The 2,834-nt window shown below is 71.3% G+C and carries 3 protein-coding genes; all 3 read left to right on the top strand.

Translation table 11 applies throughout. The features are described 5' to 3' along the window. The coding region (treY, locus tag M3N57_00670) for a malto-oligosyltrehalose synthase (protein ID MDP9021220.1) at positions 1 to 2,193 on the top strand (2,193 nt) is incomplete at its 5' end. A 229-nt stretch (positions 2,194 to 2,422) separates the two neighbouring features. Next, the gene (locus tag M3N57_00665) at positions 2,423 to 2,590 is read left to right on the top strand and encodes a hypothetical protein (protein MDP9021219.1); all 168 of its coding nucleotides are present in this window, start codon (positions 2,423 to 2,425) and stop codon (positions 2,588 to 2,590) included. Between the two features lie 10 nt (positions 2,591 to 2,600). After that, the coding region (locus M3N57_00660) for a 13E12 repeat family protein (protein ID MDP9021218.1) at positions 2,601 to 2,834 on the top strand (234 nt) is incomplete at its 3' end.

The following is a 2,834-nucleotide window of genomic DNA, read 5'->3' as shown; positions in this document are numbered from 1 at the left end:
CGCCACGACCTCGCCGAGGAGCTCACCCAGCGCCTCCGCCAGCTCGACACGCACAGCCCACCGCTGCACCGGGTGTTCACCGACGCCGTCCGCGAGGTCCGAGACGAGCGTCTGCGCCGCCTCCTCGACCACCAGTCCTACGAGCTGGCGTTCTGGCGCACCGGCGCCGAGCGCTTGAACTACCGGCGGTTCTTCGACATCACCGACCTGGTCGGTGTCCGTGTCGAGGACCCGCAGGTCTTCGCCGAGCGCCACGAGCGGATCTTCGAGCTGATCGCGGGCGGGGCCGTCACCGGGCTGCGGGTCGACCACGTCGACGGACTTCTGGATCCCGGCGGTTACCTCACGACCCTCGAGGGCCGAGCCCGGGCGGCGGCGACCGGCGGTGCGCACGGCCGCTCCAGCGACGGGCCCGACGCCACCGGCGCAGGCGAGATGAGCGGGGGTCGCCCCCCCGATCGCTTCTACGTGGTGGTCGAGAAGATCCTGGAAGGCGACGAGCCGCTGCCGCAGGAGTGGCCGGTCGCGGGGACGACCGGGTACGAGTTCCTCAACGCGGTCAACGCCGTGCTGGTCGACGGCGAGGGGCTGGCGCGCATCGAGGACGTCTACCGGGAGGTGACCGGGAGGCGCACCGCCGTCGCCGACACCCGTTACCGCTGCAAGGTCGACGTCCTCCAGGAGCTGTTCCGCGGAGAGGTCGAGGGACTCACCCGGCGTCTGGTCGATCTGGCGGCGCGCATCCCGGAGGTCGCCAGCGTGGCGGTCGAGACGCTGCGCGAGACGGTGATCGCGGTGACCGCGGCGTTCCCCGTCTACCGCACCTACCTCAGCGACGGGCACCTGCCTGCCCGTGACCGAGCGCGTCTGGAACACGCGACCGGTGAGGTCCGTCGTCGCCGGCCAGACCTCGACGGTCGGGAGCTGGTCTTCTTCGAGCGCGTCATCGCCCTCGACGTGCCGGTCGGCATCGACCAGGACGTTCGCCGCGACTGGCGCGAGGTGGTCCTGCGCTGGCAGCAGCTGACCGGGCCAGCCATGGCCAAGGGGTTCGAGGACACCACCTTCTACGTCGAGAACCGACTGATCAGCTTGAACGAGGTCGGGGTGGATCCCGACGGGATCGAGCGCCCCGCTGGCGTGTCCGGCTTCCACGAGCGGGTCATCGACCGGGCGACGACGTGGCCGCACGCCATGACCGCGACGTCCACCCACGACACCAAACGGTCCGAGGACGTCCGAGCACGCCTGGCCGTCCTGACCGAGGTCCCCGACGAGTGGGCCGATGCCGTCACACGCTGGACCGCGCACAACGCCCACCACCGCCGCGACGTCGACGGGCGCACGGCCCCCGACCGCAACGAGGAGTGGCTGCTGTACCAGACGCTGGTCGGGATGTGGCCGCTGCATCGATACGACGAGACCGACGTGCCGGCACGGGCGCGGCAGTTCGCTCAGAAGGCCGCCCGGGAGGCGAAGGTCAACACGTCGTGGCTCGACCCCGACGAACGGTACGAGCGAGCACTCCTCGGCTTCGTCGATCGGCTCCTGGGGGACGAGCAGTTCGTGGCGGACGTCCGCCGTTTCGCCGGCCGTCTGGCGCTGCCTGGCGCCGTGAACAGTCTGAGCCAAGTGCTGCTCAAGCTCGCCGCGCCCGGCGTGCCCGACACGTACCAGGGCACCGAGGTGTGGGACTGGAGCCTGGTGGATCCTGACAACCGCAGGCCCGTCGACTACGTCCACCGCCGGCGGCTGCTGGACGACGTCCGGACGGCGGTTGCCGCCGACCCGGTCGCGGCCGCCGACGACGCCCGCGAGAACTGGCGTGACGGGCGGATCAAGCTGCTGGTTGTGTGGCGGGCCCTGCAAGCCCGCCAGGCCCGTCCGGCACTCCTGCGGGACGGCACCTACGAACCGGTCGTGGCCAGCGGTGCCTACCACGACCGGGTGGTGGCGTTCCTCCGCCGCGGCGCCGACGAGTGGATCGCCGCGATCGCGCCGCGGTGCACCGTCGCGCTCGGCGGCGGGGGGTGGCCTGTGGGGGAGAGGTGGGGCGACACGATCGTGCAGGTGCCGGGCGCCGACGGGGCGCGGGAGCTGCTCACCGACCGTGTCCTGCCGCTGGATGACGGCCGTCTGCGGCTCGCCGATGCGTTCGCGCACCTGCCGGTGGCGCTGGTCTCGTCGACGTGAGCTGAGCGCCATAGGGAACGTCGGGGCGGGTTGTCCCCAGGTTCGGTTGGACGTCGAGGCTGGTTGTCGCAGGCGGGCGGTAGCGTTCGATTCGAACACAAGTTCGGTCACAGGGGTCGGTACCAGGGTTCGGTCACAGGGTTCGGTGACGCCGGTTGGGTAGGGAGATGGTGATGGCTGTAGCAACCGAGGACCGCGAGCGGGTGCGTGAGCCACGGTCGCGCGGGGGGTGCAGGCGCTGGGCGAGTTGGGGCGGCTGTTGGATGAGCGCAACCGTCTGGACGCGGCGATCGTGGAGCTGGTGGGCGAGCTGCACGCGTCGGGGGTGGTCGAGCAGGTGGAGGGGTCGCCGTTGGATCTGCACCTGGCGGGCCGCCCACCATCTGACGGGGGCTGAGCGGTGGGTGTTGATCACCGCCAGTCAGGTGCTGCGCCACCTGCCGGTGACCGCGGGGCTGTTCAACGACGGGCGCTTGTCGTGGTCGCAGGTGCGCCGCATCGTGGCGCGTGCCCGTGACCTGCCGGTCGAAGACCGCGGCGTGTTGGACGGGCGCATCGGCGCGTCGGTCGATGACATCGACGGTTTCGACCCTGATCAGCTGCTGTGGGCGGTGGACGCCGCGGCCGATGAGCTGGCTGGC

This window comes from Actinomycetota bacterium, assembly GCA_030776725.1.
In the GTDB taxonomy this organism is placed as follows: domain Bacteria; phylum Actinomycetota; class Nitriliruptoria; order Nitriliruptorales; family JAHWKO01; genus JAHWKW01.
Note: the sequence above shows the minus strand (reverse complement) of the source record. Positions and strands in the feature narration are given on the sequence as shown.